The sequence below is a fragment of the Corynebacterium stationis genome (assembly GCF_001941345.1).
In the GTDB taxonomy this organism is placed as follows: Bacteria; Actinomycetota; Actinomycetes; order Mycobacteriales; family Mycobacteriaceae; genus Corynebacterium; species Corynebacterium stationis.
Genome location: NZ_CP009251.1, coordinates 1,954,455 through 1,976,057 on the forward strand (window position 1 = coordinate 1,954,455; position 21,603 = coordinate 1,976,057).

Genomic DNA, 21,603 nt, shown 5'->3' on the forward strand with positions numbered 1-21,603 from the left:
TACATATTAATTCTATTAATCTAAGAGCCACAAAAACCCGTGTTTGCTGCTAACTTCATGCACAATGCCATTATCCTCACGAAAGATGATCATTTCACCCGGAAAAATAACGGTTGTATAACATTTCGCCTTTTGTGTGGTGCCTAACAGCTATTTCTTAAGGTTTTTGCAGTGCGGCTTGATATAAATCGCGGTTAGATACGCCAGTCCCCTCAGTTACATGCTTGCAGGCATCTTTCAAACGCATGCCAGACGCTACTAATTTCTCAACCTCCGGCAGCAAAGATTCCACGGACACAACCTGCGCGCTGCCGCCATCTAAGACCACGGTGATTTCCCCGCGCGCATTGTCGACTGCCCACTCGGCTAACTCCCCGAGGGAACCGCGGCGAATTTCTTCAAATTTCTTTGTCAGCTCACGGCACACCACGGCGTTGCGCTCAGCACCGAGCACTTCCACGGCTTGGGCCAGGGTTTCAGCTAGTCGATGCGGCGATTCAAAAAAGACCACCGCGCGCGATTCCGAACGCAGGCTCTCTAGCCACTTTTGACGCTGCCCTGCTTTGCGCGGGACAAAGCCATCAAAGATAAACCGTCCTACTGAAAGACCAGATAGAGCCAAAGCGGTAGTTACCGCGGATGCCCCTGGAAAACACGTTACGGGCACGCCCGCTTCGGCAGCTGCCACCACAATCGAATGCCCCGGATCAGAGACCAACGGCATGCCAGCATCAGTGACAACTAAAACCGTGCCGGTGCGGGCGGCATCGATAAGCTGGTGTGAACGCTGATCTTCATTGTGGTCGAAGTTGGAAACTACCTGTCCCCGAATTTCAATCCCCAAAGCCTGCGCGAGGTTGCGCACGCGACGGGTATCTTCAGCAGCGATGACATCAGCTGTGGCTAAGCCCTGCTTTAGTCGATCTGTTGCGTCGGCCATATTGCCCAATGGGGTTGCTGCGAGTACTACACCGCGCGGAAGATCTGAAGTGGTCATATCTTCCATTATGATGACTTGAGTGCCTAGACTTCAATCCCACCCAGGAAAACCCGGTACACAGAACACCTCCGTGCCACCCCGGTTTGCTCCCTTGGCGCCACCGGTGCCACCCCCTGTCTATTTCTGGCATCGCACCGATCTGATTTCTACCTGGGTTATTGCTGCTCTAGCGTTTATCACCCGCTTTATCGGGCTGACCGCGCCAACGTCATCAGGTACCCCGATTTTTGATGAAAAGCACTACGTCCCCCAGGCCTGGGACATGACCAAGGCCGGTATAGAGCTCAACCCCGGCTACGGCCTGGTGGTCCACCCCCCGTTGGCGAAAGAAATCATTTCTTGGGGTGAGATGCTCTTTGGCTATAGCCCTTTGGGCTGGCGCGTCATGTCCGCGCTCTTTGGGGTGGGCACCGTGGTGATGATCATGTCACTTACGCGACGATTGACCGCATCGTGGCAAGTAGCCACCTTCGCCGGCATCATCGCTGTATTTGATGGCGTGCTACTGGTGACTTCCAAGTTCGGCATGCTGGATATCTTCCTTACTTTCTTCGTGGTCGTTGCCGCATGGGCACTGGTGCGCGACCATCAGCAAGTACACAATCGGCTGCATGCCGCCTGGCTCGACGGCGGCCTCGGGGATTCTGTATTCGGTCCACGCATCGGCTTTCGCTGGTGGCGCTTTGCTGCCGGCGTATCACTCGGGCTTGCACTCAGCGTGAAATGGTCCGGGCTGTACTACATTGCTTTCTTCGGGCTTACTTGCGTCTTTGCCGATTTATGGCTGCGCCGCCGCTACGGCATCAAGCGTTATATCACAGGCACTTTGCTTCGCGATGTCCCCGCCGCCCTTGCCTCTCTTGTCGCCCTTCCGGTTGCTTTGTACCTGTGGTCGTGGCGCAACTGGTTTGGCACTGAAACCGCCGTCTACCGCCACGCGGTCGCCGATGGCACGGTGCCTGCGGATTCTCCCTTGCGGATGTTCCCCGATACTCCGGCGAACTTTTTCTACTACCACTCCTCCGTGCTGGAATTTCACGCCTCGCTGACCACTTCTGGGGGCCACTCCCACCCCTGGGATTCCAAGCCTGTGGAATGGCTGGTCGCCGGGCGTCCGATTCTGTATTACTCCAATACCAATCTGGAGTGCTTCAACGGCACTGAATGCCGGCAAATGATCTATCTTTTCGGCACCCCAATTATCTGGTGGCTACTCATCCCAGTCTTGCTCTGGTCGCTATGGTGCGTACTGCTGCGCAAAGACCGCCGTTTCATCCCGCCACTGGTCGGCTTTGCCGCCGGATTCATCCCTTGGCTCATTGCCTACGACCGCCAGATGTATTTCTTCTATGCTGCACCATTGATTCCCTTTGTCATCGTGACCTTGGCGCTTACCCTTGGGCAACTAGTGGGTCATGGCAAAGAGGTGCGCTGGCTCATCCCTGCGCGCGCCCCACGCGGCACCGTCGCCGCCTACTGCTACCTCGGCGCCGTTATCGCCATGTTCGTGTACTTCTCCCCCATCTTGTACGGATACACCATCCCCGAGGCTTGGTATAACTCCATCATGTGGCTACCGAATTGGCGCTAGCCCAAACGCACCTTGGCCAGTTGTGTACACGAGATGGCTCGTCTGCAAATGAATAAACGGTGCTGCATCCTCATATCGAAGAGCAGCACCGCTTAGATTTTCTATGGCATTATGTCACCAGAGTTAGGCCCCAGTGTTTGACCGGTGTAGATATCACCGCCGGGCGAAGATGCTAGGAGCAAAGCCGTAGGTGCAACTTCTTCCACCCTGCCGAAGCGCCCAATAGGCAGTTCTTTTTGCTTCTCATCACGCCATTGCTGAGTAATCCCGTCAAACAGTGGAGTCTCAATAGGGCCAGGTGCAATGGCGTTGACCAAGATATTGTGCTCTGCTAGCTCCAGTGCCATTGATTTAGTCATGCCGATTACACCGGCTTTGGCAGCGACATAGTGTGCCAGGCTGACTGCGCCCTTGATGGCAGTTTGCGAAGCAATATTGATGATGCGCCCGCCACCACGCTTGACCATATGGGGCGCAGCATATCGTCCTGACAGGAATACTCCCTTGAGGTCAATTCCAATGGTGCGCTCAAAGGTCTCTTCGGACACTTCCAAAAAGTCTTGTTGGTCCAAGATTCCAGCTGCCGTGACTAGAATGTCTATTCCGCCGAATTCAGCTGCGACTTCGTCCATTACCTTTGCGGTTGCCGCCCCATCGGTCACGTCCAGGGACCAGGCTTTCGCTGTACCACGCTGCGAAAGAATATTCTCAACGGTCCTCTGCGCTTTTTCTGCGTTGAGATCAACTACCGCAACAGATGCCCCGTGCTCGCCGAATAATTCCGCTATGGCAGCTCCAATACCACTGGCAGCCCCGGTAACAACTGCAACTTTGCCTTCTAATTGAGGTCCAATAGCCATTTTTTCTTCGTATCTCCTTCTATGTCTCCATGCTTCAGTTCATTCATGACAGCGGTCTAGCTAGGCCAACGCACGGTTTGTCCGCCGTCAACAATAAGTTGCTGGCCGGTGACAAACGCTGCGTCATCGGAGGTGAGGAAGCGAATCGCGCGGGCGCATTCTTCGGTGGTGCCAACCCGTCCCCACGGGATATAGCTGCTCGCTGCATCTAGCCCGTCCTTACCCAGGGAATTGTTTCCATCCAGCGACTGAGGGCTTTCGATGAGTCCTGGAATAATCGTGTTTACGCGGATCTTTCGCGGAGCAAGCTCCACTGCCAAGGAGCGGCATAGCCCCTGAAGACCAGACTTCGCTGCGGCATAGTGGACGTGCTCTTCCCAACCGTAATGTCCGCCCGCAATAGATGAAGCTGCAACCATCGCACCACCGTCAGTCATGCGCGCTGCGGTGGAACGGAAAAGGCGAAGAACACCGACGAGATCGATATCGAGCATGTCATTGAAACGCTCATCAGTCATGTCCTCCAACGGTGCACGACGCAAAATCCCCGCCATGGCTACCGCAATATCAATACGTCCAAACTCATCTAGTGCGGTTTGTGCGAATTTCTCAACTTCAGCAGCCGAGGAAACATCACATGGGACAGCGATACAGCGACGTCCTTCTGCCTCTACTGCCTTGACCACAACTTGTGGGTCGTGACCATCAGCTTCGATATAGGAAATGACACTGTCGCATCCGGCCTCTGCATAGAGTACGGCTAAAGATGCGCCGATGCCGAAGCTCCCGAAGTGCTCGGCAAGATACGGCATCAGAACACATGAAAGTTGCCGCGCTCGCCCTCGGCGCCCACACATGCACTTTCGAAGGCAAAGTCAGCGCAACATTCGGTGTGGATCAAAAGCTACAGGCGCATCGCGGGGGACCTAAGCCATCAATAAGATGCTCTTTTGACGTGCGTAAATCACCTACATGCTGGGGTAACCGGGGTTATAAAAGTAGCCAAAGTCCGGTAAAGAACACCGCTTGGCGATAAAGTAGCTTCTCATGAGTTCTCGCCAGTCTGCCCGTGTTTTTATGGGAGTCACGCTCCTGCTTTTCACCGCAGGATGGGCGGCCAACCACTTCGCTTCAGCCCTGGTTATCATCCGTGACCAACAAGGAGTCCCAAGCCTTCTGGTCAATGCCGCGTTTGGGATTTATGCAATTGGTATGCTGCCTTGTTTGCTCCTAGGCGGCGTTTTTGCAGATCGCTTTGGACCACGTTTCATCGTCCTTACCGGCGGTATTATTTCTGCCCTGGGGAATCTCCTCATGCTCTTTGTGCACGAGGGCGCGTGGTTATTAGCAGGACGCTTTATCGTTGGCATCGGAGTGGGACTAGTTGTTAGTGCCGGCACTGCTTGGGCTGGGCATGTAGGCGGGGCCAGCGGAGTAACTTTAGCCGGCATTATTTTGACGCTGGGCTTTGCGGTCGGCCCGATAGCCACAAGTCTCATTGGTGCATCTACTGCGAACATTGCGCTTCTATTCGCCGTGAGCGTGGCGTTCTCTGCTATCGCTGTCGTGGCCGGTCTTGTTGTTGGCGATGCACCCCGTGTTCCTATCCAGGGTAAATCCGGGAACAGTCCGTCCCAAGACCGTAGTTTGGGCAAGGCTCTAGCAGTGTCCTTGCCCATGGCACTGTGGGTTTTTAGCTGCATTACAACATCCGTTGTAATTTTGTCGGCTCGCGCAGCTGGACATATCGATATCCCCATTCTGCTGCCAGCGCTATCGTCAGGGCTAGCTTTTGGTTCCGGCCTAGTGATGCAGTATTTAGGCCGCAAGTTCTCGTGGGGCCGCAAGTCAGGAACCGCAGGTGCTATTTCCGCCGCCTTGGGTTTCGCTGTGGCGGCCTTCGGCGGAAACGATTTAACTGTTGCACAATTTTTCCTGGCAGCGCTGTTGCTTGGCTCCGCATATGGGCTCTGCCTGCGTGAAGGTTTGGTGGGAATTAACACCTATGTTCCGCTTGCTAAACACGGCACAGGCATCGGTATCTACTATGTCTTTACCTACTTTGGCTTTGCCTTCCCCTTCATCTTTGAGGTACTAGACCCATTCGTAGGTGTCAGCGCACCGCTGGTCTTCATCGCGTTATTAGCGGTGGGCTCTGCGGCTCTTCGCGCGGTACAAATCCGGCGCGGGTACTTGGTCTAAGCGAAAGCCCAGCATGAGTGGGTTCTTACTAATACGGGTCTGCTGAGAGGTTCTTCCACATGTGCCGGATGAAGTATCCGCGATCAGCTAGCCATGTCCACACCATCACGGCGAGCGCGATCCCTAGGCCACAGAGTGTATAAACCTGGCTGGTAGAAAGCGTGTCGAGCGCAATATCGCGCATAGCAAAGCCCGTGAGGAAGAAAAATGCCGTGCCCACAACCGGCAGCAGGCCACCGATAAGGTTAGGCCGCCAGGCGCTAAAGAACATTCCGCCAGCAAGACCTAAACGCAGCGCTGCGGCTTCAATCAGGTGCTCTGCCTCGACTGGATTGGAGTCAGGGTTTAGCATTGCTCCGCCTTCTGCTACACCAGTAAAAGGCCCGGAGGCAATAATGAGCGTAACTGCCCAAATGACAAAAGTGATGGCAAGAACTACTAGGGCGACCCGTGCGCCGGCCAGGCTTGCCAGACGTCCACCAGATACGCGGCGCCATTCTGGTTCCACCTGTGCAAGGATATTTTCAGCTAGTTCCTGCGATGGTTCCAACGGCGTTTGGGGCGCCAGCGCGAAAGTTAGTTTCGCAGCGCTCTCCTGAAAGGCTTTGCATTTCTCGCAGTGGGCAATGTGGGTGTCAATGACATCGTCTTCAAGGTCATAGTCCTCGCCATCCATGCGAGCTGAAAGCGCTTCTTGGACCTGGTCATGCTTCAACACGGCTTAACACCCCATCCAAACTTGCTCGACCAGATCCAAATACCACAACCATCAATAATGCCACGCATAGTACCGCCGCGTACTCAAACCCACCCTCTTCAATAAAGAGTCCGTTTTTAAAGTGCACGAAGTAAATGGACAAAGCGCTTAATAAAGCAAGCATTCCTGCAGCAAATGTCGCTAACAGGCCGATGACCAGCATGGTGCCGGCGGCGATCTCACCCACTGCTACTACCCACGCAAAAATTTGGGGCTGCGGAATCCCCCAGGCAGAAAATTGTCCGATGGTGTCATCCATACCTGGGAAGAAGAATTTATCAATTCCGTGTGCGATAAACACCAAGCCGAGTACCACGCGGAAAATCAGCAGCGCGCCGTCGCGGACAATTGGTGAGTTCATGGCTAACAGATTACCCGGTTAACCACTGGGCAACGAATACGCGGGGTGTGAGATTTCTATGGCTCATATCCTGGGAACCTCTAGTTAGAGCTGCCCGTCTAAAAATGCATGACTTCTTTTAATGATGATTCCTATCCAGAATGGGCGCAAGCCTCTTCCCTTACCCGTGAGTACTACGAATTTGAATGGGGCCGCAGAATTACTGAGGAACACGAGCTCTACGAACTTATCGCTCTATTAGGTTTTCAGGCGGGTTTAAATTGGTCGATGGTTTTAAATAAACGCGAGCGATTGCGCGAGGTATTCCACAATTTTGACCCGGACGCTGTCGCACAATTTGACCACGACGACATCGAGGGCATGCTGCACGACAAGACTCTTATCCGCAATAGAAGAAAGCTTAGCGCTGCGGTGCATAATGCTAAGGCCATAGTGAATTTACGCGAACACGGCGGGGTTTCTGCCTTGGTGTGGGCGCATCAGCCAGACAATCCCACCCAGTGTGAGACCGTAACTGAACTTATTGAACAAACACCTGAGATCACCGAGTTAGCTCAAGAACTTAAAGCTCATGACTTCACCATGGTTGGACCCCGGATGGTTGCCGCACTAGCTCAAGCTATGGGTATGGTGCCCGCTGTTAAACGGCGCTCAAATGCTGCCTAGGTCTGCTATCTAGCAGCGTAGGAGAATCCGGAGACAATAGAAAAAGCGCGTGCTTGCCCACTTCAAAGTTGTGGGCAAGCACGCGCTAGATATTTAAGCTAAAGGGTCTTAGCCGACGCGACGGGCAGCTAGATCATCGCGACGAATACGACGTGGTGCTGGGCGCTGCGGAATATCTTCTACTTCTTCATGCATCTCAGGAAGGTGGTCCCAGTCTGGGCTCGAGTCATCAATTTCCACGATGACAGCGCCTGGGCGGCGGAGGTAGCGCGGGATTGCAAGTTCTTCATCTTGTGCCGAGCGCACACCCAAACGAGCACGACGTAGCTGCGAAATACGACGGGCGCGCAGTTGCTGTTCCTGACGGACCTGAGTACGTAAAGCAACCAGGTAAGCAATGGTGAGACCACCAGCAATCGCGGCGGCCCACCACAGCCATCCGCCGAAGATAATTCCCAGGGCTACGGTCAGCACGACCACAATGGCAAGCCCCATCAGGGTGCGCTGGCGACGCTGATAACGCGTTGCTTTATTCTCCGCATCTGCTTGTGGATCCCAGCCTCCACGGCCAACGCGTGACTGTGCGAATTCTAATTCCTCTTCAGACAGTTCTGTATCGGAGTCCGCGCCAACGAGGTCTTCTTCGAATTCCTGGTTGACTTCGTAATGGGTGACATCCTCGTCTGCGACTGCTACTTCGTTCGTATCAGCGCCCACGCCATCTTCGAGGTCTTCGTCGGTGTTGTGCTCAGCAGCGCTCGTCAGTTCCTCATCAGCTACAGCATCAGCGTTAGCCTCGGTGTCGGGATCGACAGCGCCTGGGTACATCATGTCAACAGCAGAGACGTAGGTTTCGTCCATCTCATATGCATCATCAGCTAGTTCATACGCTGCAGGAGCGGTGAAAACAGTGCTTTCGGAAGCAGATACTTCAGCATCAAACGAAGCCTTTGGCGATTCCTTACGAGGTTCATCTTCTAACAAGATGTCATCATCCTCATCGAGGCCACCTTCGAGGGCATCCAGGTCTTCATCGCTGAGCTCTACGGTGACTGGGCGCATTGCTGATTGCGCAGGTGCTTTCTGCTGTGGTTGTTCAACCTCGGCGTCCACTACATCTACGTCAACAATATCGTCAGCGGCGTCGGCAGCGCTGTCAGCATCGCTGGATGCTGCAGAGTCGGTGGCTTTCTTCGAATCAGCGGCTTCTACTTCGTAGACGATTTCGCCTTCGATGGTCTCAGCAGCCTCTGCAGGCTCCGCGCTGTTATCGGCTTCCGACTGAGCTTTGGCATTGTCATATTCGCTCTTGATGCGCGCGGCAGCAGCCGCAATGGTCTGCTTCTCCTCGTTCGATTCGGCCGCATCGTCGGCTTGCTCGGCAGCTCCGTCCTGTGCAGCATCGGTGTTAGCTTCCGCCTCGGCTTCGGCGTCTTTCCGAGCCTTGATGCGCGCAGCTTTAGCAGACAGCTTTGGGCCGCGTTGCGGTTCAAGGGCGCCCGAGTCCCCTTCAAAAAGCACGCGGGTGTCGTCAAAGGCCTCACCAGTACGGCTCATTGGTTTTTGACCGCGCAACAAAATCGGCGCCAAAATCAAAAGCCACAGCACGATGATAAGAACAATCGCTAATCCTGGAGACACGAGCCTCGGCCACCTTCCGCTCTTAGGCTTTATGAATAGACAGTAAATCTCAATCTAGATTACGTGCGAAGCCAACCCGTGGTTTCCTGCCACGCCGCGCAAAGTGCGCGCAGGCATCAATTGCCAGAAAATTCTCAGACCACGCGCTGCTATGTCGGGAACATGTTCTATAAGACAAAAGAGAACCTTACGGATTAAGGGCGTTTGGTGCGGGCAAGATATCCCAGCACGCGACCAGAGGCGCACAAGCGATCAATGGCGGTGGTGGAATATTCCTCACGGGTTAAAGCCACAAAATGGTGATCCCGCCACGCGCCATCGATGTGTAAGTTGCGGCGTAAATAGCCTTCTTCCCGGAAACCATTAGCCATCAGCACTTTGCCGGAGGCGGGGTTTTCCGGCATATACGTTGCGGTAATCCGGTGCAGGCCGATGCGATGAAACGCATGATCGACACCCAAACCGCAGGCAGCGGTGGCAACACCGGCGCCTGTGTATTTGGAATACACCCAATAGCCAATCCAGCAATCGCTAATTCCGCCGTGCTGGATATTGCCTAAGGTCAATTGCCCAGCAAATTGGCCATTGACCTCAATGACCATGGGCACAAGCAATCCGCTTCGGGCGCTCGATCCGAGGTAGTGGAAGTGGCTGCGCCAGCTAGATTCCGAATGCGCATCTTTCCACGAACCCACCGCGGTAGGTTCCACAGGGCGCAGAAACTTCTCATCCGCGATCCGCTGCCTACGCCACGCACCTTTATCTGTGGAAACTAATGGACGCAGTCGCACGCGCAGCTCGCGGGGAAATTTCTTGGACTCTGGAAGCAGCACCATAGGCGTTACTTCCGGCCAACCAGGATGATAAGGATGACGTTCCGAGGCATCAGCTGGGCTAAGCCGCGCTAAGCGCCAGCCAAAGGGATTAAACACTTCGGATAAAACCTGCTTAGCTTCTCTGGGACAAGAAGATGACGTCTACAACATCACCGGGACGAATCGAGGTGACATCTTCTGGAATCCGCACCATGGCATTAGCTTCAGCCAGACCTGCCAAAAGGTGCGCTGGTGCACCGGTTGCACCTGATAGTCCTTCCACCAAGTAATCAGAAGTTTCAGCATCACGCATCAAGCGCGCACGAATAAACCCGCGACGGCCCGGGCGCGATTCAATGTGGTTGAGCGCGCGAGCACGTACCACGCGGCGATTAGCCACGCGCTTGCCCAAGCTCAAGCGAATCAATGGGCGCACGAAGGTTTCAAATACCACGAGTGCTGCGACTGGATTAGACGGCAGTAAAAAAGTTGGGGTGCGGTTTTCACCCAGCAGACCAAAGCCCTGCACTGAGCCAGGGTGCATAGCAACACGGGAGGTATCGACATCACCAAGCTGCTCTAGCACCCCGCGGATGACCTCGGCTCCCGCGCCACCCACGGCACCGGAGATAACTAGTACCTCTGAACGCGAAAGATGCGTTTCTAAAGTCTCTTTAATCCGGCGCGGTTCGCCTTGGGCAATGCCCACGCGCTGTACATCCGCGCCGGCTTCTTTGGCAGCAGCCGCCAAAGAATAAGAGTTCACATCAAAGACTTGGCCCAGACCAGGCTCGCGGTCGACATCAACAAGCTCGCGGCCAAAAGACAAAACTGTTACGCGTGGACGCGGATAGACCAAGACTTTGGAACGTCCGACAGCCGCCAACAAGCCAATCTGGGCAGGGCCCAAAACGGTGCCAGAAGTAACGGCAACATCACCGGGTTGGATATCGTCACCAACACGGCGCACAAAATCCCCGGAGCGCACCGGGCGATGCGCGGTAACCCGCTTGCGTCCGCGATCTGTCCATTCCAGGGGCAACACTGCATCAGCCAAAGTTGGCAACGGCGCACCCGTGTAAACGCGCACGGCTTGACGCGGCTGCAGACGCAGCGGCTGGCGTGAGCCTGCTGGCACTTCGCCTACAACGGGAAGAGAGCGTTCAACTTCCACGCCCTCTTGTTCGGGTTGAGCACCAATCGCCTTTTCGCCACCGACGTCAACCGCACGCACGGCATAGCCATCGATGACTGACTGAGGAAAGCCTGGCAGGGGCTGATTGGCTTGCACTTCCTCAGCGCACATCAGCCCCAAGGCATGAGCAATCGCCGTACGGACCGGTTCCGGCTTCACAGCCGCATCCATTACCAATGCCAGCTGTTGCTCCACTGATCGCATAATTTACAGGCCCTTCTCTGCCTCATAATTAGCAATAATCTTCTTCAACTGCGTGTACAACGCAGGACCATAAACCTCCGAGCGCAGCCCGAAGTCCACATTCGCCGGGATATACCCACCTGGGTTACCCAAGTCATGACGGGTGCCTTCGTGCACGACTACGTGTACTGGCTCGCCTTCTTGAATAAGCAACTCAATCGCATCGGTTAACTGCAGCTCGCCGCCCTTGCCAGGGGTGATTCGACGCAGCGCGTCAAAGATCTTCTTATCCAACACATACCGCCCAGTTGCCACCAGGTTCGAAGGCGCATCAGCAGGGGCCGGCTTTTCCACCATGCCCACGACTTTTTTCACGCTGTCTTCTTCGGTTGCTTCAATATCAAAAACGCCATAGTTAAAGGTCTGATCACGTGGCACTTCAACAGCCAGCAGGACAGAGCCACCCAGCTTATTGCGCACGGCCACCATCTGTTCCATCGCGTTATTAGGAAGCACAATGTCATCCGGCAGCATCACGCCAAAGAACTCTTCTTCATCCTTGAGCACCGACTCCGCCAAGCCCACGGCATGCCCTAAGCCCAAAGGCTTTTCTTGCTCAACCGCAATGGGGTGAAGCAGAGAATGAGCGCGCTTGACCTTGTCAGATTGGGATAGCTTGCCGCGAGATTCCAGGGTTTCCACCAAGTCCGGGAAAGCCTCAAAGTGCCGCATGACCTCCTGCTTATTGGGAGCAGTGATGATAGCTAGCCTATCGGCGCCTACGGCGGCAGCTTCTTCAGCAATCAACTCGATACCCGGGGTATCTACCACCGGCAACAACTCTTTCGGCACAGTCTTCGTCGCCGGCAAAAACCTAGTTCCCATTCCAGCAGCGGGAACAACAACGGTTTTAACCCACGGTGAAGCTTCGTCGCGATCATTAACCATAACGAACAGCTTACATTCCAGCCCCACCATTACGTGTTGGCACTACCCTGTGTTTATGGTTGCTTTGACAAAACAAGACATCCGCCGTGCACACACCCGGACCCGCAAAGAACTTGATCCTTTGCATAAGGCACAAAAAGACGCGGCAATTACCCGCGCGGTAGTAAAGCGCGCTCAAGGCCTAAAGGTTTCAGCTTACTTCCCGTTGGCATCAGAGCCTGGCGGTGCAGGGTTCATCGACAAGCTTTACGATGCAACCGCCGAGCTCTGGCTTCCGCTTTCCGGTAAGGAGGGCGTTTTAAGTTGGTCTTTGTACCAGGGCCCGGAATCCCTAAAACCAGGTGCTTTAGGAATTGCTGAGCCCACTGGCAAAACTTACGACAGTTCTGTTCTAGCGTCGCTCGATGTGCTTTTCATCCCTGCTCTCGCCATTGATAACAATGGTATGCGCCTGGGCAAAGGTGCTGGCTATTACGACCGCGCGCTAGCAAGTCTTAACCCGCGGCCGCAGACCATCGCCATTGTCTACACAGAAGAAGTCCTTGATGCTGTCCCCCACGACGATCATGACCAGGCCGTAGATCTGGTTATTACGGACTGATACCTCGGCAACCTTTGAAGCCTCATTGCAGTCCAATATATTCATGGCCACTGCAACAAAGACACCTCGAAGCTCACCTCGTGGCGGAAGTCTTCGTGAGGGGATTTCCCGGAAACGAAATCCCCGAAAGTCACAGACTTCGACGCTGCAAATTTTAAAGACTCCTGGCTATCAACGTTCGCAATTTATTCGTCGCGCGCTTGGGCTCGTGTTGGTCTTAGCCGCCGCACTCGTAGCACTTAGTGGACTGCGTGAGAATCCGGAAGTTGTCGTCTTTGCGCGTGATGTCGATGCCGGCCGAGCATTAACCGCTGAGGATGTGGCCACCGTGCGTGTTCCGGAGGAAATTATCCCCGCCGCCGGCGCATTGCATACACCTGAAGAGGTCATTGGGCGTGTGTTGGCCGCACCTGCAGTGGGTGGCGAAATCATCACTGAGCTGCGCCTTGTTGGCGATGACCTAACCTCATTTCTGGTGCCCGACGGACACTTGGTGCCCTTGAAACTTGCAGAACCCGACTTGGTCTCACTGTTACATCACGGCGATACCGTCAACGTGGTCACCTCCCAAGAAACTGCGGAAGAGCCAGGCTTTGCCCAACCTTTAATCATCGCCGAGGGTGCGCGCGTTATCGCGACTTCCGCTGATATTTCCGCCGGCGGCAACGGCGGGCAAGGCTCTACCTCAGGATCGCCCGCGACCGTGTTGATTGTGCTTCCCGCTGAGCAGGCACAGGTGGTTGCGAGCGCTTCTATTTCCCAGCCTTTGACGGTGGTAATCACAGGAGATCGGGCTCGACTGCCGGGAACTCCCCAGGGTTAACGCGTGCACGTGACTGTTTACGCGTACATTGTGATGTTGAAGCACCAAGCTTTAAGTGTTTACTATCACTTTTTGGCTAGTTATCTAGCTTCTTTAACTAATTGTGGTTACATTCCTAACGGCTTATTTGCTACATAACTCAATCTAAGACCCAGTACACCTGAACCTGCAAAGGAAAGATCATGCTCAAGGGCTTTAAAGATTTCATCATGCGCGGCAACGTAATCGATTTGGCAGTTGGTGTCATCATCGGTGCCGCTTTCACCGCCATCGTCACCGCGATTACTGATTCTCTGATTCAACCAATCATCAACTCTTTCGGCTCCGCCGATATGGCTGGTCTTGGTTTCCAGATCACCGACAATGAAAACACCTTCATTGACTTCGGTGTTGTCATCACCGCCGTTATCAACTTCCTGATCATCGCGGCAGTGGTCTACTTCATCATCGTTGCACCAATCAATAAGCTCAACGAGGTGAACAACAAGCGCCTCGGCGTTGACGAAGACGCCCCAGCTCCAACCTCTGAAGAGCTCCTGGCTGAAATCCGCGACCTCATGGCTGCTGACGCTGGTGGCTCCACCGGTGCTCACGGTATCGGCCGTCCCACCGGAGACGACACCAAGTAGTATCCTCGAGGTTCTACGTCTTCGGGCCTGACATTTGAGCCCAAAGCCTTTGGTCAAACGCATTAAGTTGCGTGACCAAAGGCTTTAGTTATGTCGCTATCGTTTGGTGGGCAACTTTCACAAGATAGCTACCCACCGTGGTGTGGCGGGCGCTGTTCTTTCCAGAATTCTTCTGAAGCCCTATCCGGGATGGCAGTGTCTGTCTGTCCATCGTCTAATTCCACGCTGCGGGTAGCATCATCTGATTCCGCTTCATTCGGAAATGCGGAGATAAAATCCGGGCGATCTGCAGTTCGGTCATAGTTCGGCGAAGCTGACTCTTTAAATACTCGTCGACGTTTCCGTGGCACAGTGCCCTCCTTAAGACGTTTTAAAACACAAACTTTTAAGGTGCCGGTCACCAGCTTTTAGCTGCTGGGGTCCGACACCTTGAACGAGGAAATCTAGACTGAGTACTCCTGCAGCTGGTCTACTAAATGGTGTACCAGCGGGGTGATCGTAGCCATACCATCACGTACAGCTGCGCGGGATGGCGCTAAGTTAATCACCACGGTGGAGCCGGATACACCAGCGATACCGCGTGACGTACATGCATCAACGGCACCACACGCCTGACCTGAGGAGCGGACCGCTTGGGCAATGCCCGGTACAATTTGGTCTAATACCTCACGCGTTGCCTCAGGCACCTTATCGCGTGGGCCAACCCCGACCCCGCCGACGGTCAGTACGAGGTCAACACCGCCAACCACTGCGGTTTCAATGGCCTGACGGATCTTCGACTTCTTCATCCGCACGGTGATAGCACCGTCTACGGTAAAGCCAGCTTCTTGCAACAGTTCAGTGCACAAGGAGGTATTTTCTTCAGCTGCTTCATCTGGATGATCTGTTGCAAGAACTACCAGCGCGCGACGGTTTGGCTGCGGAGCATTCTGCTGTTCTGACGCCAGCAAGTACGCGTCATCTGGTTCATCCATTTCCAAAAGAGCGTTCGGGTGAACTAACCCGGGAGCCGGGTTCGAGTCAGTTGTCATAGTGATTTCCACTTCTAGTAGTTAGTTGTTTCGAACGTCATGAGGCTGCTTATTAAACTACTCTGTTGGCAAGGTAACCTCTACCTCTCGCGAAGAATCGTCGTCTTCGCGGGTCACCTCGAGGGTGATTTTATTGCCAAATTCCTGCCCACGAATGGAGGCAATGAGGGAATCTGCGTCTTCAATCGGACGGTCATTAACCCGGGTGATGATATCGCCTTCTTCCAGCCCAGCCTCAGCACCGGCACTGCCTGGTTCCACGGAGACAACATGCGCGCCGTCGGTGATATCTCGGCCGTCAACCTGCACTCCCAGCATGGGGTGAACAACTGCGCCATTATCAATCAGCTGCTGCGCCATGCGTTGCGCGAAATTAGATGGGATAGCAAAGCCCAAGCCAATCGAGCCCGCTTCACCACTCGTTCCAGCTGACAAGGAAGCAATCATGGAGTTCATACCCACCAGATTGCCGCTCATATCCACCAACGGCCCGCCTGAGTTACCGGGGTTAACAGCAGCGTCGGTCTGAATAGCATCGATCAGCGAAGACTGCCCGCCACCTTGGGACGCACGCACTGGACGGTTGACTGCGGAGACAATACCGGAAGTCACCGTCGCATTAAGACCAAGCGGGGAACCAACAGCTACGACTTCCTGGCCCACCTGCAAGGACTTGGAATTGCCGAATTCCAAAAATGGCAGGTCTTGAACATCCTTGATCTTAATCACCGCTACGTCGGTATTAACATCCGAGGCTACAAATTCAGCATCGTGCTTGGCGCCATCATTCATGGTCACCTGCATCATGCCGCCTTCCTCAGCACCAGCGACGACGTGGTGGTTAGTCAGCACATAACCATCAGGGGAAATAATCGAACCTGAACCTTCAGAAGCCGCGGTAGATGAGACTACTTGAATGGAAACCACAGCCGGCAATACCTTGGCGGCAACTGATTCTGTCGTGCCAGCTTCTGCTTCCTGGCCGGTGGTATTGGTGTTATTGACCGGCTGACTGTTAAGAATCTCGCTTACGGAAGTCCCGTTATTCGAGGAACTGTTATTGCCTACGACATAGCCGGTGACCCCGCCCGCACCGATGCCTGCAACCAACATCATGGCCAACGCGGTTCCAAGCCCTACAGTGCGCTTGCTTTTCGATGTCTTCGTCGCGCCATCATCCACCCCCGGCACACCAGTCGGTTGGGCGCCTGTTTGCTGCGCACCGAACTGCTGAGTGCCTGCCTGTTGTCCGTAATACTGCGCCCCTGGCTGCTGCCGCGGTACTTGCGCAGGTCCTTGCAACGGATCCTGCGCACCCTGTGACTGAGCACCATAGGGGCCATAAGGTTCTTGCGGAGGATTAGAGGCAGCGTTGTCAGGTGTTGCTGGAATCTCTTGGGTGCTGTCCGAACGTGGCTGGTTCCAGCCGCGCGAGTAGCTTTGCGGCGAATCCGAATGTTCATCTTTGGAAGTCATAGTAGGTATTCTCCCCCATCAATCTTATGTTGTACTGGAATAATTCTGTAAGTCCGAACGTGGGTTCCTGGACGTTCCCTGTATGCATTTATGTGCGCAAACTCCACGACTTGAGCGCTTGAATGCAACAACTTCTTCCATCCTATAACCCGCACCGGACACTGCTTGCGGGTGATGCGCCACAAGCAATACGCAGGACAATCCAAGAGACATGCGGATATGAAAAAGACACCTGTCATCCTTTACGGATTCCAGGTGTCTTCTTTTAAAGCTTAGTAAGTGACAGTAGCCGTCGAAGCTTTTATTTTTAGAACTGCTCTACGTCAACGAGGCCGAGCTGTGCAGCCTTGACCAAACGACGTGGGATACGAACAGTCTGACCATCGATGGTTACTTCCTGCAGGGCGACATTGTCAGCCTTCCACTGGGAGCGACGGTGGTGGGTATTGGAACGGGACTTCTTAAACTTAGGAGTTGCCATTGTTTTCTTTCCTCCTTATGCCTTCTTCTTACGGCGAGCCATTGCGCCGAAGCGCTGGTTGAAGCGCTCAACACGGCCAGCGGTGTCCATAACGCGCTGTGCACCAGTCCAGAATGGGTGGGACTCAGCGGTCACGTCGACAACGATCAGTGGGTACTCATTGCCATCTTCCCACTGAACAGTGCGGGAGGAGCTGGCAGTGGACTGGGTCAGGAACTGGGTACCGGTACCAGCATCCTGAAAGACCACCGGGTGGTAATCCGGGTGGATATCTTTCTTCATAATTCGATTCCCTCAGGGTTGAAACTTCAGGTCGGTTCTTTACATCCTGAAAGGGTAAAGATCGTGCCTGAGTTGGGTATCTAACAAACTGACAAGAAGGTCACTAACGCAGCTACATTCGCATTCGCGATGACATGCGGTGATCAACTCGAACAAGCATACAGAATACGAGCATAAAACCTAAATCCCGCCGACGAGCACCCTGACAAGAGATCGGATAAGGTAGGCATGCAGCTCTCAAGGTAGGCGTGAAGAAAGCAATCCTCCCAGGCGATTAGGAAATGGCCATAAAGCGGTGTAAGGTTGTTCCTTGCTGTTGTCACTTTGTACGTAATACGCCCCGTCTACCGGTATTTGGCAGCTAGTCTCATCGCTCTTTACCTCACCTCACCTTTTAAAAGAGCAACACGCAGAACGCTTTAGTCATTCTCGTGATAGGCCAGCGCCGTAGCCAAGATGTGGGCGGCTAGGAGAAAGAGAACCCATGTCGGCTATTTGCCAGGTAACGGGCCGCGAGCCGAGCTTCGGCAAGCAAGTCTCGCACTCGCACCGCCGCACCTCGCGTCGTTGGAACCCCAACGTGCAGCGTCGTCGGTACTACTTGCCCTCTGAGGGCCGTACCATCACCTTGAATGTTTCAACCAAGGGCATCAAGATCATCGACCGCGACGGAATCGAATCCGTTGTAGCGAAGATCCGAGCACGTGGGGAGAAGGTTTAAGCATGGCACGTAATGACATCCGTCCAATCATCAAGCTCAAGTCCACTGCGGGTACTGGTTACACCTACGTCACCCGTAAGAACAAGCGCAACAACCCGGACCGCATTTCTTTGATGAAGTTCGATCCAGTTGTCCGCAAGCACGTCGAATTCCGCGAGGAGCGATAATCTATGGCTAAGAAGTCTAAGATCGCCAAGAACGAGCAGCGCAAGGAAATCGTCGCCCGCTACGCGGAGCGTCGCGCTGAGCTCAAGGCTATTATCAAGAACCCGAACACCTCTGACGAGGATCGCATGGACGCACAGTTCGAGCTGAACCGTCAGCCACGTGATGCTTCTGCAGCACGTGTACGTAACCGCGACGCCCATGATGGTCGTCCACGCGGCTACCTCCGTAAGTTCGGCCTGTCCCGTGTCCGCATGCGTGGCATGGCTCACCGTGGTGAGCTGCCAGGCGTTCGCAAGTCCAGCTGGTAAGGGGTGTTGCAAAAAATGAAGCGCAATAACCAGAAGAAGTTCCGGATGGAGCAGACCCGCCGTCCGAAGAAGAACCCATTGAAGGCTGAAGGCATCGAAAAGGTGGACTACAAGGACACCAAGACCCTTCGTCTTTTCATCTCTGACCGCGGCAAGATCCGTTCCCGCCGCGTCACCGGTCTGACCCCGCAGCAGCAGCGTCAGGTTGCTACCGCGGTAAAGAACGCTCGCGAAATGGCTCTCCTGCCGTTCACCACCCGCTAATTAGTAGCCGGGTTTCAACAGCGCACTTTTGCCGTTGGCATAAAGTGTGAACGGTAAAAGTATAAATTGGCCCTTGGCCTCTTCCACCATATAACTGGTGAAAGAGACCAGGGGCCTTTTGTTTCCCCTATGCTGGGGCACCGAGTACGCTAAAGTAGAAAATCTTCTCCCCACCGCTTTAATGCAGGAAGGACGGCCATGCTGCACTCATCGTTGCGGGAACTTGCCTTACAGGCCAATCGGTGTGAGTCCACCGCCGCTGCCCGCGGGATTTTATCTGAAGCTCAAGAGCTTTTGCGCAATGCTCTTCGCCACCGAGAAAGCGAAACCGAACTGACTGCGTGGTTCTCACGCCTGGTTAGTGATGTTGTCCGCTCCCCTGCTATCGCCAGCCCGGTTCGTCTCACAGGAGCAGTAAGCCGGGGGGATGCTATTCCTTCCATGCCGATTACATGGCTTGGTGAGGATGAGCAGTTGCTTGAGATTTTGGAGTCAGTAGGCCTTAAAGGCCGCCAGGCTGAGGACGAGTTTCTGGCGTGGCGGGTGGATGCCGGATACCCGGTGGGCATTGGTGGAGAGCAACAGCTTCTGGATGAAGCCTTAAGCCTGCGCCCACCAGCACTCAAGGTCGTCAATGGCTTGCCTGACCCTGACAGCGAAGTCGATATCGAGTCTTATCTTCTTGCTCCCATTGCAGGGATTGCACGATGGGCTGCGCCGTCTCCACGGCCAACGCTTGACAGGTTAGAGATTGCGATCGAAAGGCAATTGCTCAGCCCGTCGGAGTCACAGTCTTTGGCCGTGGCTTGGGAGACCGCGATAAGCATTGCCATGCGCCGTTGGCTCGCTAATATGGATGGTCGCAGCACTACGTTGGATAATCTTCCAGCACTGGATCGCACTGCCTACGGTGCAGCATGCCGTCTAGTCGCGCAGACCTTCGCGGCGATCTCCGCGCGCTACTCACAAGAATCGTCAGACTCGCAAGAGACTCTGGATCCACAAAACGTGAATTAGCCCCAAGCTGGGCTTTAATGTCGTATATTTAAATGTGCTTTATATAAGGAGGAATTGGTTTTATGGCTGGTGCGGTTGGACGCCCTCGCAAAAATAGTCCTCGCCGACGCGGTAGCACCGCGCGCGAGGAAATCTTGGATGCTTCCTCAGAGTTATTTACCACCCAGGGCTTTGCCAATACCTCGACGCATCAAATTGCAGAGGCTGTTGGAATTCGCCAGGCCTCGCTGTATTACCATTTCCCTTCCAAGACGGAAATCTTTCTCACGCTGCTGAAATCCACCATCGAGCCTTCCATTGAGTTGGCCGATGAGTTGGCAAGTTCTAAGTCTTCACCGGAATTGCGCCTGTGGGCCTTGGTCGCGGCCGAAGCACGTCTTTTGCTCACCAGCGGCTGGAATGTCGGCCGGCTCTATCAGCTGCCGGTTGCGAACTCGCCTGATTTTGATGATTTTCACGATCAGCGCGCACAGCTGCAGAAAACTTTCAGCGATACTGCGGCCGAAATCGTAGGACCTGAGGATCCGCGCACAGATCTGCCTTTCCACCTTGCACTCTCCGCGATGGAAATGCGCGAGAATAATGGCACTCCGCCGTTTCAACATTCAGATTCCGAGCTGCCGCCGACCGCAGTCGTGCTTGCCGATGCCGCCCTGAGAGTCTTGCAGGCTGAATTCCCCGAGGATCGCGAGCAAGCCACCTTGGACATGATTGCAGCTAAAGACGCTAAGAAGGACTAGCGGTCTCATTTCTCGAGCCAGAATCCCCCAGCTGATAGTGAAGTGGCTTTACCTTATTAGGTTCTAACTATTAGGGTTGAAAGAGGTTTCACCACCATGACTCGTCTTAAGCACTAATTTCCTCAAGTCAGTGAACTTCTTCCTTTAATGCTGTTCAAATTGCCAATGCTCGACCGTCGGACCGCGCGGCCGGACTCGGCTGCGGAAGTAGACCTTTCAACCTCCATCGCTGGCAGACCTTCATCGCTTCCTTTCGGAATTTCGCCTACAGGCTTTGCGCGCTTCATGCATTCGGAGGGCGAGGATGCCGGCGCTCCAGCAACTGCGAAAGCCGGCATTCTATTCTCTTTGTCCCCTATGGACACCCGCTCTGTCAAAGAGGTAGCTAGGGTGCCAGCTGTATCTTTGGAAAGACCGCGAGGCATCCAAGGACTTGTTGGAGCGTGCGCAAAAAGGCTCCATCCCCCTACTGGTCGCCGTGGAGACCCCGGTTGCTGGCCAACGCCTGCGTGATACTCGCAACGGCATGACCATTCCGCCACAGCTTACAGCGAAGATAGTGCTGGCTGCGACTTACCGTCCCGCGTAATGGTTTAACTTCCTAACCGCTGATCCGTACAACTCTGCCTCGCTGAGCAACACCGCAGAGGATCTACCCTCTATTTTGGGCTCCATGCTTGATCCTTCCTTGTCTATTGAGGACTTGAAGTGGAATCGTGAAGTGTGGCAAGGTCCGCTATTTTTTAAATGTATCTTAACTGCGGATGCTACCCGCCGTGCTGTCGATCCGAGCGCCGATGGTTTGGTTGTCTCCAACCACGGTGGCCATTAGCTAGACCACAG

General features: G+C 54.4%; 26 protein-coding genes and 1 pseudogene. 13 read left to right on the forward strand and 14 right to left on the reverse strand.

Going from position 1 to position 21,603, the window contains the following annotated elements:
* Positions 1 to 157: 157 nt before the first annotated feature.
* The gene (rsmI, locus tag CSTAT_RS09090) at positions 158 to 997 is read right to left on the reverse strand and encodes a 16S rRNA (cytidine(1402)-2'-O)-methyltransferase (protein ID WP_156845113.1); all 840 of its coding nucleotides are present in this window, start codon (positions 995 to 997) and stop codon (positions 158 to 160) included.
* Positions 998 to 1,070: 73 nt separating this feature from the next.
* Here rsmI and CSTAT_RS09095 point away from each other — a divergent pair, with 73 nt between their 5' ends.
* The gene (locus CSTAT_RS09095) at positions 1,071 to 2,591 is read left to right on the forward strand and encodes a dolichyl-phosphate-mannose--protein mannosyltransferase (RefSeq protein WP_075723176.1); all 1,521 of its coding nucleotides are present in this window, start codon (positions 1,071 to 1,073) and stop codon (positions 2,589 to 2,591) included.
* A gap of 101 nt (positions 2,592 to 2,692) precedes the next feature.
* On the opposite strand, the gene CSTAT_RS09100 is transcribed toward CSTAT_RS09095, so the two are convergent.
* Both CSTAT_RS09100 and CSTAT_RS09105 read right to left on the reverse strand, forming a co-directional pair.
* Entirely contained in the window at positions 2,693 to 3,451 is a 759-nt protein-coding gene (locus tag CSTAT_RS09100; protein ID WP_075723177.1) for an SDR family NAD(P)-dependent oxidoreductase, read from the reverse strand.
* A gap of 56 nt (positions 3,452 to 3,507) precedes the next feature.
* Positions 3,508 to 4,263, reverse strand: coding sequence for an SDR family NAD(P)-dependent oxidoreductase (locus tag CSTAT_RS09105; RefSeq protein ID WP_075723178.1), 756 nt, complete (start codon positions 4,261 to 4,263; stop codon positions 3,508 to 3,510).
* A 235-nt stretch (positions 4,264 to 4,498) separates the two neighbouring features.
* Here CSTAT_RS09105 and CSTAT_RS09110 point away from each other — a divergent pair, with 235 nt between their 5' ends.
* Positions 4,499 to 5,653, forward strand: coding sequence for an MFS transporter (locus CSTAT_RS09110; RefSeq protein ID WP_075723179.1), 1,155 nt, complete (start codon positions 4,499 to 4,501; stop codon positions 5,651 to 5,653).
* Between the two features lie 28 nt (positions 5,654 to 5,681).
* Here the strand turns inward: CSTAT_RS09110 and CSTAT_RS09115 are convergent, their stop codons facing one another.
* Positions 5,682 to 6,371 carry a zf-HC2 domain-containing protein gene (locus CSTAT_RS09115; RefSeq protein WP_075723180.1) on the reverse strand — a complete coding sequence of 230 codons (690 nt, stop codon included), beginning with the start codon at positions 6,369 to 6,371 and terminating at the stop codon, positions 5,682 to 5,684.
* Positions 6,358 to 6,771 carry a DoxX family protein gene (locus CSTAT_RS09120; RefSeq protein WP_075723181.1) on the reverse strand — a complete coding sequence of 138 codons (414 nt, stop codon included), beginning with the start codon at positions 6,769 to 6,771 and terminating at the stop codon, positions 6,358 to 6,360. Before CSTAT_RS09120 ends, CSTAT_RS09115 begins: the two co-directional genes overlap by 14 nt.
* A 108-nt stretch (positions 6,772 to 6,879) precedes the next feature.
* On the opposite strand from CSTAT_RS09120, the gene CSTAT_RS09125 reads away from it, so the two are divergent.
* Positions 6,880 to 7,437, forward strand: a complete 558-nt coding sequence (locus tag CSTAT_RS09125) for a DNA-3-methyladenine glycosylase I (protein ID WP_075723182.1) — start codon at positions 6,880 to 6,882, stop codon at positions 7,435 to 7,437.
* Between the two features lie 108 nt (positions 7,438 to 7,545).
* Here CSTAT_RS09125 and sepX read toward each other — a convergent pair whose 3' ends face one another.
* The 4 genes from sepX to CSTAT_RS09145 all read right to left on the reverse strand — a co-directional run bounded on the left by sepX (position 7,546) and on the right by CSTAT_RS09145 (position 12,219).
* Positions 7,546 to 9,078 carry a divisome protein SepX/GlpR gene (sepX, locus tag CSTAT_RS09130; RefSeq protein ID WP_075723183.1) on the reverse strand — a complete coding sequence of 511 codons (1,533 nt, stop codon included), beginning with the start codon at positions 9,076 to 9,078 and terminating at the stop codon, positions 7,546 to 7,548.
* Between the two features lie 194 nt (positions 9,079 to 9,272).
* Positions 9,273 to 10,010 (reverse strand): GNAT family N-acetyltransferase, encoded by a 738-nt coding sequence (locus CSTAT_RS09135; RefSeq protein ID WP_075723184.1) that lies wholly within the window; start codon positions 10,008 to 10,010, stop codon positions 9,273 to 9,275.
* A gap of 16 nt (positions 10,011 to 10,026) precedes the next feature.
* Positions 10,027 to 11,292: a molybdotransferase-like divisome protein Glp gene (glp, locus tag CSTAT_RS09140; RefSeq protein WP_075723185.1), complete on the reverse strand. Its 1,266-nt coding sequence runs from the start codon at positions 11,290 to 11,292 to the stop codon at positions 10,027 to 10,029.
* Positions 11,293 to 11,295: 3 nt separating this feature from the next.
* Positions 11,296 to 12,219, reverse strand: a complete 924-nt coding sequence (locus CSTAT_RS09145) for a UTP--glucose-1-phosphate uridylyltransferase (RefSeq protein ID WP_075723884.1) — start codon at positions 12,217 to 12,219, stop codon at positions 11,296 to 11,298.
* 55 nt (positions 12,220 to 12,274) lie between these two features.
* Here CSTAT_RS09145 and CSTAT_RS09150 point away from each other — a divergent pair, with 55 nt between their 5' ends.
* The 3 genes from CSTAT_RS09150 to mscL all read left to right on the forward strand — a co-directional run bounded on the left by CSTAT_RS09150 (position 12,275) and on the right by mscL (position 14,272).
* A complete protein-coding gene (locus CSTAT_RS09150) occupies positions 12,275 to 12,820 on the forward strand; it encodes a 5-formyltetrahydrofolate cyclo-ligase (RefSeq protein WP_075723885.1) in 546 nt (181 codons plus the stop codon).
* Positions 12,821 to 12,863: 43 nt separating this feature from the next.
* Positions 12,864 to 13,643: an SAF domain-containing protein gene (locus CSTAT_RS09155; protein ID WP_169833261.1), complete on the forward strand. Its 780-nt coding sequence runs from the start codon at positions 12,864 to 12,866 to the stop codon at positions 13,641 to 13,643.
* 182 nt (positions 13,644 to 13,825) lie between these two features.
* A complete protein-coding gene (gene mscL, locus CSTAT_RS09160; protein WP_075723186.1) occupies positions 13,826 to 14,272 on the forward strand; it encodes a large-conductance mechanosensitive channel protein MscL in 447 nt (148 codons plus the stop codon).
* Positions 14,273 to 14,400: 128 nt separating this feature from the next.
* Here the strand turns inward: mscL and CSTAT_RS09165 are convergent, their stop codons facing one another.
* The 5 genes from CSTAT_RS09165 to CSTAT_RS09185 form a co-directional block, all read right to left on the reverse strand.
* A complete protein-coding gene (locus tag CSTAT_RS09165) occupies positions 14,401 to 14,622 on the reverse strand; it encodes a hypothetical protein (RefSeq protein ID WP_066795364.1) in 222 nt (73 codons plus the stop codon).
* 93 nt (positions 14,623 to 14,715) lie between these two features.
* Positions 14,716 to 15,303 (reverse strand): MogA/MoaB family molybdenum cofactor biosynthesis protein, encoded by a 588-nt coding sequence (locus CSTAT_RS09170; protein WP_075723187.1) that lies wholly within the window; start codon positions 15,301 to 15,303, stop codon positions 14,716 to 14,718.
* 57 nt (positions 15,304 to 15,360) lie between these two features.
* Positions 15,361 to 16,779: a trypsin-like peptidase domain-containing protein gene (locus CSTAT_RS09175; protein WP_083640797.1), complete on the reverse strand. Its 1,419-nt coding sequence runs from the start codon at positions 16,777 to 16,779 to the stop codon at positions 15,361 to 15,363.
* 307 nt (positions 16,780 to 17,086) lie between these two features.
* Complete coding sequence (gene rpmF, locus CSTAT_RS09180) at positions 17,087 to 17,260, reverse strand: 50S ribosomal protein L32 (protein WP_066795369.1); 174 nt, start codon at positions 17,258 to 17,260, stop codon at positions 17,087 to 17,089.
* 15 nt (positions 17,261 to 17,275) lie between these two features.
* Positions 17,276 to 17,542 carry a type B 50S ribosomal protein L31 gene (locus CSTAT_RS09185; protein ID WP_066795372.1) on the reverse strand — a complete coding sequence of 89 codons (267 nt, stop codon included), beginning with the start codon at positions 17,540 to 17,542 and terminating at the stop codon, positions 17,276 to 17,278.
* 484 nt (positions 17,543 to 18,026) lie between these two features.
* On the opposite strand from CSTAT_RS09185, the gene rpmB reads away from it, so the two are divergent.
* The 7 genes and pseudogenes from rpmB (at position 18,027) to CSTAT_RS09220 (ending at position 21,592) form a co-directional block, all read left to right on the forward strand.
* A complete protein-coding gene (gene rpmB, locus CSTAT_RS09190; protein ID WP_075723188.1) occupies positions 18,027 to 18,263 on the forward strand; it encodes a 50S ribosomal protein L28 in 237 nt (78 codons plus the stop codon).
* A gap of 2 nt (positions 18,264 to 18,265) precedes the next feature.
* A complete protein-coding gene (gene rpmG, locus CSTAT_RS09195; RefSeq protein WP_006822996.1) occupies positions 18,266 to 18,430 on the forward strand; it encodes a 50S ribosomal protein L33 in 165 nt (54 codons plus the stop codon).
* Between the two features lie 3 nt (positions 18,431 to 18,433).
* Positions 18,434 to 18,739, forward strand: a complete 306-nt coding sequence (gene rpsN, locus CSTAT_RS09200) for a 30S ribosomal protein S14 (RefSeq protein WP_006822995.1) — start codon at positions 18,434 to 18,436, stop codon at positions 18,737 to 18,739.
* A 15-nt stretch (positions 18,740 to 18,754) separates the two neighbouring features.
* The gene (rpsR, locus tag CSTAT_RS09205; RefSeq protein ID WP_003846456.1) at positions 18,755 to 19,003 is read left to right on the forward strand and encodes a 30S ribosomal protein S18; all 249 of its coding nucleotides are present in this window, start codon (positions 18,755 to 18,757) and stop codon (positions 19,001 to 19,003) included.
* A gap of 198 nt (positions 19,004 to 19,201) precedes the next feature.
* Positions 19,202 to 20,020, forward strand: a complete 819-nt coding sequence (locus tag CSTAT_RS09210; RefSeq protein WP_075723189.1) for a putative nucleotidyltransferase substrate binding domain-containing protein — start codon at positions 19,202 to 19,204, stop codon at positions 20,018 to 20,020.
* A gap of 62 nt (positions 20,021 to 20,082) precedes the next feature.
* On the forward strand, positions 20,083 to 20,760 hold the full coding sequence (locus tag CSTAT_RS09215) for a TetR/AcrR family transcriptional regulator (protein ID WP_075723190.1): 678 nt from the start codon (positions 20,083 to 20,085) through the stop codon (positions 20,758 to 20,760).
* A gap of 165 nt (positions 20,761 to 20,925) precedes the next feature.
* Positions 20,926 to 21,592, forward strand: a pseudogene (locus CSTAT_RS09220) (alpha-hydroxy acid oxidase).
* Positions 21,593 to 21,603: the final 11 nt, after the last annotated feature.

What these genes read in the sequence shown, in the direction of transcription:
- rsmI (WP_156845113.1), bottom strand. Translation starts at nt 997, where the DNA reads ATGACCACTTCAGATCTTCCGCGCGGTGTAGTACTCGCAGCAACCCCA.
- CSTAT_RS09100 (WP_075723177.1), bottom strand. Translation starts at nt 3,451, where the DNA reads ATGGCTATTGGACCTCAATTAGAAGGCAAAGTTGCAGTTGTTACCGGG.
- CSTAT_RS09105 (WP_075723178.1), bottom strand. Translation starts at nt 4,263, where the DNA reads ATGCCGTATCTTGCCGAGCACTTCGGGAGCTTCGGCATCGGCGCATCT.
- CSTAT_RS09110 (WP_075723179.1), top strand. Translation starts at nt 4,499, where the DNA reads ATGAGTTCTCGCCAGTCTGCCCGTGTTTTTATGGGAGTCACGCTCCTG.
- CSTAT_RS09120 (WP_075723181.1), bottom strand. Translation starts at nt 6,771, where the DNA reads ATGAACTCACCAATTGTCCGCGACGGCGCGCTGCTGATTTTCCGCGTG.
- CSTAT_RS09125 (WP_075723182.1), top strand. Translation starts at nt 6,880, where the DNA reads ATGACTTCTTTTAATGATGATTCCTATCCAGAATGGGCGCAAGCCTCT.
- glp (WP_075723185.1), bottom strand. Translation starts at nt 11,292, where the DNA reads ATGCGATCAGTGGAGCAACAGCTGGCATTGGTAATGGATGCGGCTGTG.
- CSTAT_RS09145 (WP_075723884.1), bottom strand. Translation starts at nt 12,219, where the DNA reads ATGGTTAATGATCGCGACGAAGCTTCACCGTGGGTTAAAACCGTTGTT.
- CSTAT_RS09150 (WP_075723885.1), top strand. Translation starts at nt 12,275, where the DNA reads ATGGTTGCTTTGACAAAACAAGACATCCGCCGTGCACACACCCGGACC.
- CSTAT_RS09155 (WP_169833261.1), top strand. Translation starts at nt 12,864, where the DNA reads ATGGCCACTGCAACAAAGACACCTCGAAGCTCACCTCGTGGCGGAAGT.
- mscL (WP_075723186.1), top strand. Translation starts at nt 13,826, where the DNA reads ATGCTCAAGGGCTTTAAAGATTTCATCATGCGCGGCAACGTAATCGAT.
- CSTAT_RS09170 (WP_075723187.1), bottom strand. Translation starts at nt 15,303, where the DNA reads ATGACAACTGACTCGAACCCGGCTCCCGGGTTAGTTCACCCGAACGCT.
- CSTAT_RS09175 (WP_083640797.1), bottom strand. Translation starts at nt 16,779, where the DNA reads ATGACTTCCAAAGATGAACATTCGGATTCGCCGCAAAGCTACTCGCGC.
- rpmF (WP_066795369.1), bottom strand. Translation starts at nt 17,260, where the DNA reads ATGGCAACTCCTAAGTTTAAGAAGTCCCGTTCCAATACCCACCACCGT.
- CSTAT_RS09185 (WP_066795372.1), bottom strand. Translation starts at nt 17,542, where the DNA reads ATGAAGAAAGATATCCACCCGGATTACCACCCGGTGGTCTTTCAGGAT.
- rpmB (WP_075723188.1), top strand. Translation starts at nt 18,027, where the DNA reads ATGTCGGCTATTTGCCAGGTAACGGGCCGCGAGCCGAGCTTCGGCAAG.
- rpmG (WP_006822996.1), top strand. Translation starts at nt 18,266, where the DNA reads ATGGCACGTAATGACATCCGTCCAATCATCAAGCTCAAGTCCACTGCG.
- rpsN (WP_006822995.1), top strand. Translation starts at nt 18,434, where the DNA reads ATGGCTAAGAAGTCTAAGATCGCCAAGAACGAGCAGCGCAAGGAAATC.
- rpsR (WP_003846456.1), top strand. Translation starts at nt 18,755, where the DNA reads ATGAAGCGCAATAACCAGAAGAAGTTCCGGATGGAGCAGACCCGCCGT.
- CSTAT_RS09210 (WP_075723189.1), top strand. Translation starts at nt 19,202, where the DNA reads ATGCTGCACTCATCGTTGCGGGAACTTGCCTTACAGGCCAATCGGTGT.
- CSTAT_RS09215 (WP_075723190.1), top strand. Translation starts at nt 20,083, where the DNA reads ATGGCTGGTGCGGTTGGACGCCCTCGCAAAAATAGTCCTCGCCGACGC.